Source organism: Clostridium sp., from assembly GCF_029258205.1.
Lineage (GTDB): Bacteria > Bacillota > Clostridia > Clostridiales > Clostridiaceae > Sarcina.
In genome coordinates this window covers 20,983-28,490 of sequence record NZ_JARHZJ010000057.1, presented here as the reverse complement: position 1 = coordinate 28,490, position 7,508 = coordinate 20,983, and the positions used below count along the sequence as shown (strand labels likewise).

The window sequence follows — 7,508 nt, the reverse complement described above, 5'->3', positions numbered from 1 at the left end:
TAAATGTAACAACTGAAGGAAAAGGAACAGTAGAAATCAACAATGAAAAGCTAAGTGGTGGAGATGTATTAGTAAAGACTGGAAAAGAAGTTAGAGTAAAAGTTAATCCAGCAAAAGGATATAAATTAGACAAGGTAGAAGTTAATGGTATAGTATTAACAAAAGAAAACGCACAATCAGCAGTTGAAAGCTTAGCTAATGGATATTTTGACTATACATTCTGGGGAGATGTATCAAACAAAATAAAAGTAACATTTACTAAAGTTGAAAATTCTGGGGATACTTTAGAAGGACAAAAGCCATCAGAAGGACAAAAGCCATCAGAAGAACAAAAGCCATCAGAAGAACAAAAGCCATCAGAAGAACAAAAACCATCAGAAGAACAAAAACCATCAGAAGGACAAAAGCCATCAGAAGAACAAAAGCCATCAGAAGGACAAAAGCCATCAGAAGAACAAAAACCTTCAAATGAAGAAATAAAAAAATTACCTCAAACAGGTTCACCAGTTAATTCAGCTTCTATGGGAATAATGGGAATGATATCTTTACTTGGTGGATTATTATTAAAGAAAAATAAATAATATAATTATTATATATTAATTTAAGGCAGAAGTTAATTTAGCTTCTGCCTTATTTTTATTTTAAATAGATTAGGGATTATACTATTAGGAATATTATTTCATATAGTAGTCAATATATAAGTTTAGAGAAAGCTAATAAATTAAAAAATGAGTAGTACTTTACAAAGGATTAAATTATTAAAGGAGGCACTCTTATGAGAAATGAAAGTTATAAAAAACAAAATAGCCATGGTAGCATATTAAATTGGATAGTAAGATTTGCTTTAGTTATAGGAATGATAGATGCTGTAATTCCAAATAAAATTATGTAAAGTTTTTAAAATAGAGTAATTTTAATAAAAGTACTCTATTTTTTATTAATATTTAAAGTATGTGATGTTATAATATTATGGATAAAAAATAGAATTAAAAGATAATAATAAGTGAGGATTTTTTTATGAGCAAATATGCGATACTTGCAAATCCAGGTCATAATCGTATTTATTTTGATACAGCACTTAAGATTGCGGTTTCAGAATTACAAGCAATTGCAGAGGCTTATGATATGGAGATAAATGAGATTGAAGAAGGAAATTTAGGTCTTCCAGCATCAATATGCTTTAGTACTAATAGAGAGCTTAAGGAAGAAGACTTTAAAGCATTAAGTTTTTCATCAATTTATTATGCCTTATTTGAAATAGTAGAGAGAAATCTTTTAAGACCTATTAGTGTCCCAGATTTTCATACATTTCCTGAAAGTATGGTTCAAATATTAAAATATAATGGAAAGACAAATGAACAATTTACTAGACTTATGGTGAATTTAGCTTTAAGTGCTTGTAAAACAGGAAGTAAAAAAATAACTTTATTAGATCCTATGTGTGGTAAAGGTACAACTTTATATGAAGGATTCTTAAGAGGATTTGATGTTAAAGGAATAGAGATAAATGAGCAATGGACTCAAGAGATTCAAACCTATGTTGTTAGATTTTTAAAAGAAGGAAAGTTTAAACATAAAGTTGAGAAATCTAAGGTATCAGATTCTAAAAAGAAGAAGATAGCTAATGTTTTTAATCTAACTGCCGCAGCAGAGAAAAATGCTTTTAATGAAGGAGATGTTCAGTCATTCCAGTTGTTTAATTCAGATACTAGAAAAGCAGATATTCTTATTAAGAAAAAATCTTGTGATATTATAATATCTGATTTACCTTATGGGGTTCAGCATGGAAGTAAGAATGATAGAGATTCTCTTATGGAAAGAAGTCCATTAGGGCTTTTAAAAGAAGCAATTCCAGCATGGCATAATGTATTAAAAACTAAAGGAAGTTTAGTACTTTCATATAATGAATTTACTATGAAGTATGATGAGGTGGCCATTGTTTTAGAACAAAATGGATTTAAAGTTCTTGATGAAACACCTTATAATGATTATTTACATAGAGTAGATCAATCAATAAATAGAAATTTAATAGTTGCTGTAAAGGCTTAAAAAATATTAAGTAATTGATAAAAATAGTGGTATTGATTACACAGAACTTTTTATAGTTAGTTTTTATGGAAGTGTTTTATTATGATTTTAAAATTAAGAATAAAAACTTTAAAATTTATCAAATTATAATATATTTTATTACTAGTCAATGTTTTAGAAGATTATATCAATTTATCTTTAAAAAGCTTAAAATTTGTCATTATTATTATACTATGATATTATATAAGCCTGTAAGTAAATCCTTATATGTGTAAATATATATTTACACCAAGTGGAATTTAGTTAATGAACGGAGGATATGTATAATGGATAAATTACCAAATTGCCCTAAATGTAATTCAGAATACACTTATGAAGATGGAAGTCTTTTAGTTTGCCCAGAATGTGCTTATGAGTGGACTCCAGGAAGTGAAAATATAGATGAGGATGTATTAGTAGTTAAAGACTCAAACGGAAACATACTTAAAGATGGAGATACTGTAACTATAATAAAAGACCTTAAAGTAAAAGGGGCTTCATCAGCGCTTAAGAAGGGGACAAAAGTTAAGAATATACGTTTAGTTGAAGGTGATCATAACATAGATTGCAAAATAGATGGATTTGGAGCTATGAGCTTAAAATCAGAATTTGTTAAAAAAATCTAGTTAAATATTAAAAAGGAACATATTAATATTTTCATTTCAGAGTGTCGACAAATAGACACTCTTTTATTTTTAAGTAAAATAAACTTTAGTTTAAAATTTAATTATAATACATTAATATAAAAATAAATTATGGAAAAACTATTTTTGAATATAATAAGATAATATAATATAACTTGAAAACGATAAACTAAGAAAAATCTATAAAATAGTATCAAAAAGGTTTATTTGTAAACTAAATTTTGATACTATAGTAATTAAGAGTTTTTAAGTATTTTTAAATTTATAATTTTAAGATAGGACATAGGGGGATGTGTTTATTTTAGCTTTATTAAATGGAGGTGTTTAAATGAAGTGGAGTAACATTTTAAAAGTGTTTAAGAGAGATATGAAAGCAATAATAAAAAATCCTATAGCACTTTTAATAATAGGTGGAATATGCTTTATACCATCACTTTACGCATGGATAAATATAGCAGCATGTTGGGATCCTTATGAAAATACTAGCAGTATTCCGATTGCTGTAGTAAATAATGATAAAGGAGCTTCATTCAATGGGAAAGAAATGAACATAGGTGATGAAGTTATTGATGAATTAAAGAATAATCATTCCGTTGGATGGAAATTTGTTGATACGAAACAAGCAGATAGGGGATTAATAGATGGAAACTATTATGCAATGATAGAGATTCCAGAAGATTTTTCTGAAGATTTAACTAGTGTTTTATCTGAAAAGCCTACAAAACCTGAAATAATATACAAGGTTAACACAAAAGCTAACCCTGTTGCAGGTAAAATAACAGGGGTTGCACAAAGTACCCTTGTAAATCAAATAACATCTAATTTTATAACTACTGTAAATGAAACGGTATTTTCTTCATTAAATGATTTAGGATATGATGTATATAAAAATAAAGATAATATCATTAAGTTAAAAAATTCTATAATAGCTATAGATAAAAATATGAGTTCTATTAAAAATATGCTTAACAACATAAATAGTAACTCATCAAATTTAAGCATATATTTAAAAGAAGTTCAAAATACTATGCCATCAATAACAAGTGGTTTAAATAATATATCTAAGGGAGCAGAAAATACAGGTAGTTTAATAAATACTTCTAAAGAATCTTTAAATAATACCTTTGATAATATAAGATTAAATTTAAGTGAATCACAAACATCATTAAATAAGGTACAAAGTAATTTAGATGAATTATCTTCAATGGCTAATGATGCAAGTTCTGCTAAGATTAACTCACTAATAAGCAAATCTATTAATGAAATAGATAAAGTTGATAATAGTGTTACAGCTGTAATTAACTTTTTAGAAGTTATTAATAAAAAGATTGCTAATGAAAAAATAGCGAATATGATAACTTCATTAAAAAATATTCAAAATTCTTTAGTAGAAGAAAAAACTAAGCTTAATGATTTACAAAGTAAAATTAATAATGGGCAAGGAGTAGATAAAGGGCTACTTAGTTCAATAAACAATTTAACTAATAAAATAGAAGGACAAGTAAGTAATTCTTTAAATAGATTTGATAATGATACAAGACCTGCTTTAAATACAATTGCTGATGGACTTGTTACCGCTACTAAAGGGGCATCAGATTTATTAGCAAAAGCAAATGGATTAGTTGATCAAATAAATAATTTATTAAGTACAGCTAACCAAGGATCTCAGCTTGCAAATTCAACATCAGAAAAATTAAAAAATAACTTAGAAGAATTTTCAGGTGTTATAAGTGAGTTAAGTTCAAAACTTCAAGTGGTTAGTGATGATGAACTTGGAAAAATAGTTGGTATATTACAAAGTAATCCAGAGTTTATGGGAGATTTTATTGCAAATCCATTTAATATAAAGGTAGATACAATATATAAGGTAGCTAACTATGGATCAGGAATGGCTCCAATATATTCAGTTTTAGCTTTATGGGTTGGTTCATTAATATTAATATCAGTATTAAAAACAGAATCAACTGAATTTAAAGGTAGTGAAAATATAAACTTAAGAGAAAGACATTTTGGAAAGATGTTAACTTTCGTAAGTTTGGGAATAGTACAAGGTTTTATAGTGGCTTTTGGAGATAAATTCCTTTTAGGAGTTCAAACAGTAAATACAGCATTGTTAATTTTTGTATCAATGTTTGCTTCAGCTGTGTTTACTATAATTGTATTTACTCTTATGTCTGTATTTGGGAACTTAGGTAAAGCTTTAGCTATTATACTTATGGTTTTACAAATAGCAGGAAGTGGTGGATCATATCCTATACAAGTAGATCCATTATTCTTTAGAATAATTCAACCAACTTTCCCATTTACTTATGCCATATCAGGATATAGGGAAGCTATAGCAGGACCTTTAGTAAGTACTGTGATTTTAGATTTTGCTATTTTATCCATAATGGGATTAGTATTTATACTTCTAGGATATTTCTTAAAAGGACCTTTAAATCCTAGAGTTAGAAAATTTGAAGACATGTTTAAAGAATCTGGAATAGCAGAATAGGCTGTATTTTAAGAGGTGAATTATGAAGAAAATTTTTAAAGTCTTTCTAAGAGATTTAAGAAATATAAGAAAAAATCCAGCTGCTTTAGCAGTAGTAACTGGTTTATGTATAATACCATCTCTTTATGCTTGGATTAATATTAAGGCATGTTGGGATCCTTATGTTAATACAGGAAATTTACCAGTTGCCGTTGTAAATAATGATGATGGTGCTATTGTAAATGATAAAGAGATAAATGTAGGTAATGAAATAGTTGATGAACTTAAAAAGAATGATGCTATAGGATGGCAGTTTGTAGATGGATGGCAAGCTAATTATGGATTAAATGAAGGTAAGTATTATGCGCTTATTGAAATACCTTCAGATTTTTCACAAGGATTAACAAGTTTAACTACAGGAAATCCTCAAAAGCCGGATATAATTTATAAAGTAAATGAAAAATCTAATGCTATAGCAAATAAAATAACAAATGCTGCAAAAAATAAAGTTACAAATGAAATAAAATCTAACTTTGTTGATACTGTAAATAAAGAAGCTTTTAATATTTTAAATGAATTAGGTGGAAAATTAGAAACTAATAAACCAGAAATATTAAAAGTGAGAGATACGTTACAGAGTGCTAATAGCAGCTTAAAGGAAATCCAAGATTTTGTTCAAAAAGCTAATGGAGATTCAAAAAACTTAAGTAATTATCTTTCTAGTATAAGAAATGATTTGCCAAATATAACAGAGCAAATAAATAATTTACAAACTACTGTTGAGGCAAGTAAAAGTTTAATAAACTCAACACAACAAACAGTTAATGCTGTATCAAATAGTTTTAGTAGTGATGTTGTGACAATGCAATCAACAAATCAGGAATTACAAAATTTACTTTCAAAGCTTAAAGAATTAAATGATGCTATGGATACAACTAAGATGGTTCAAACTGTAGATAAATTAATAAAGTTAACAGATTCATTAAATAATATTATAGATAATAATATTAAAGCTTTAGAAAAAATAAATTCAGCAATACCAAATAATAAAGTAAGTAACTTAATAAACAAGTTAAATGCTGCAAAAGATTTAGCATCTAAAGAAAGAGAACAATTAGTTGTTTTAAAGACAGTATTATCTAACAATGAAAGTAAGGAAAATATAGCTAAAGCTATAGATTCTGTTTCTAGTATAAGTAATGAAACAAGTTCAGCTTTAATAAATGTTTCAAATACTTTTTATAATGATGGAGCTCCAGCTTTAAATACTATTGGAAATTCATTAAAAGGTGGATTAGGTACTGCTAACTCAGTATTGGAAACAACTAAGGTAGTTGTTCCACAATTAAATGCTTTAACTACTTTTGGTATAGCTAGTAGTGATGTGGCTAGCCAACAAGCTGATCAAGTAACAAGTAAGCTTACTGAGTTCCAAGATACAATTAGTAAATTAATTGAAAAAACTTCAGGTTTAACTGAAGAAAGCTTAAATAACTTAATAGATTTAATGAGTAAAAATCCAGAGGAAATAGCATCATTTATATCATCTCCTATAACAGTAAAGGAAGAAGAGGTTTATGATGCAGGTATATTTGGAGTAGCGCTTACACCATTTTATACAACTTTAGCAATTTGGGTTGGTTCATTATTACTTACGTCATTATTAACGGCAGAATGTGAAGATTTTGAAGATGGAACAAAATTAAATATTCTTCAAAAGCATTTTGGTAAAATGTTATTATTTTTGATGATATCATTAATTCAAACAATAATAATAGTCTTAGGAGATATATTTATATTGGGAGTAAAACCAGCAAATATGCCATTAATGTTTGGATTTGCAATAGTTAGCTCTATTGTATTTACAGTAATGATATTTACCCTAGTATCTTTATTTGGAAATGTAGGTAAGGCAATAGCCATAGTTATAATGGTATTCCAAGTAGCAGGAGCTGGAGGGATTTATCCAATACAAACAAATCCAAAAATATTTGGGGTTCTACAACCTTTATGGCCGTTTACGTATTCTATAGACGGATTTAGAGAAGCCATAGCTGGGCCAATATGGGATGCAGTATATAAGGATATGAAGGCCTTAGGAATATTCTTGTTAATATTCTTATTGCTATGTGTTCTTAAAAAGCCATTCCATAAGGGTAGTGAGTTTTTCGAACATAAATTTGGAGAAGCAGGATTATAAGATAAAGAAAAGAGTAAAGATTAAGTCTTTGCTCTTTTTTTATGGATATTTCTTTAAATTATAATTAATAGAAAAATATAGTAAAATATAATTAGAAAATATTTGTTATTAATGTGAGGTGTTT

General features: G+C 27.4%; 5 protein-coding genes. All 5 read left to right on the top strand.

The features are described 5' to 3' along the window. On the top strand, positions 1-581 hold a 581-nt coding region (locus Q1J60_RS07675), incomplete at its 5' end, for an LPXTG cell wall anchor domain-containing protein (protein WP_300260404.1). A 436-nt stretch (positions 582-1,017) separates the two neighbouring features. After that, entirely contained in the window at positions 1,018-2,049 is a 1,032-nt protein-coding gene (locus Q1J60_RS07670) for a TRM11 family SAM-dependent methyltransferase (RefSeq protein WP_300260401.1), read from the top strand. Positions 2,050-2,354: 305 nt separating this feature from the next. Next, positions 2,355-2,693, top strand: coding sequence for a zinc ribbon domain-containing protein YjdM (locus Q1J60_RS07665; RefSeq protein ID WP_300260398.1), 339 nt, complete (start codon positions 2,355-2,357; stop codon positions 2,691-2,693). 346 nt (positions 2,694-3,039) lie between these two features. Further along, a complete protein-coding gene (locus tag Q1J60_RS07660) occupies positions 3,040-5,205 on the top strand; it encodes a YhgE/Pip family protein (protein ID WP_300260394.1) in 2,166 nt (721 codons plus the stop codon). Between the two features lie 22 nt (positions 5,206-5,227). Next, positions 5,228-7,384: a YhgE/Pip family protein gene (locus tag Q1J60_RS07655; RefSeq protein ID WP_300260391.1), complete on the top strand. Its 2,157-nt coding sequence runs from the start codon at positions 5,228-5,230 to the stop codon at positions 7,382-7,384. Positions 7,385-7,508: the final 124 nt, after the last annotated feature.